The following is a 237-nucleotide window of genomic DNA, read 5'->3' as shown; positions in this document are numbered from 1 at the left end:
ATGCTAGTAATAACAATGGTTACAGTTATTATATTTATAGTAATGAGAAATAGGAATAACTTTGAAGATTCAAAATCCATATTAGAACAACAGCGGTTTATTGTTGTGGATGATTCGGGCGATGAAAATTTATATCGACCTTATTTTGAGAATGGCTATGACTTGAGGAGCAATAATTCTTATAGTAAAACTCAAGTAGTAGTAAAAAATGGGGAAAAATATGGCAGTTATTCGGAC

The 237-nt window shown here is 30.8% G+C and carries 1 pseudogene; it reads left to right on the top strand.

The features are described 5' to 3' along the window. Window positions 1-15 precede the first annotated feature (15 nt). A pseudogene (locus tag SPADD19_RS13045) lies at window positions 16-237 on the top strand (hypothetical protein); the annotation flags it as partial.

The sequence above is a fragment of the Streptococcus parasanguinis genome (genome assembly GCF_001578955.1).
GTDB lineage: Bacteria > Bacillota > Bacilli > Lactobacillales > Streptococcaceae > Streptococcus > Streptococcus parasanguinis_U.
This window is presented reverse-complemented; position numbering and strand designations above follow the sequence as displayed.